At 65.9% G+C, this 466-nt stretch carries 2 protein-coding genes; one reads left to right on the forward strand and one right to left on the reverse strand.

The window, feature by feature from the left end; translation table 11 throughout:
* The coding region (locus tag CVH10_RS17405) for a polysaccharide biosynthesis/export family protein (RefSeq protein WP_106489347.1) at positions 1-217 on the forward strand (217 nt) is incomplete at its 5' end.
* Positions 218-280: 63 nt separating this feature from the next.
* Here the strand turns inward: CVH10_RS17405 and CVH10_RS17410 are convergent.
* A partial coding sequence (locus CVH10_RS17410; RefSeq protein WP_181244453.1) for a flagellar hook-basal body complex protein FliE occupies positions 281-466 on the reverse strand: 186 nt, incomplete at its 5' end.

Consider the following 466-nt stretch of genomic DNA (forward strand, 5'->3'; position numbering starts at 1 on the left):
CTACATTTTGGGCGAGGTCAATCGGCCGGGCGAATACCCCTATGCCAGCGACCTGACGGCGCTGCAGGCGGTCGCCACGGCCCAGGGCTTCACCTACCGCGCCAACAGCCGCCGCCTGTTCGTCCGCCGCGCCGGCGCCGCCGACGAACAGCCCCTGTCGCCCGACGCCCGCATCCTGCCCGGCGACACGATCCGCATCGCAGAACGGTATTTCTGAGGGCACGCCACCCGTCATCCTGAGCGTCGCGGCTAGGATTACAGATCTATAGGGGCTGATCCGTCAGATCGGCATCGCCATGATTTCCTTGTAGGCGGAAATCACCTGATCGCGGACCGAGATCACCGTCTCCAACGACGCCTCGGCCGAGCTCAGCGCCGTCACCACGTCGATCAGATTGCCCTGGCCCTGAACCGAGCGGGTCATCTGGGTCTCGGCCGCGCGCGACTGCTGGGTCATGTCGGTCAT

It is taken from the genome of Halomonas sp. ND22Bw (genome assembly GCF_003011945.1).
Classification (GTDB): Bacteria; Pseudomonadota; Gammaproteobacteria; order Pseudomonadales; family Halomonadaceae; genus Halomonas; species Halomonas halophila.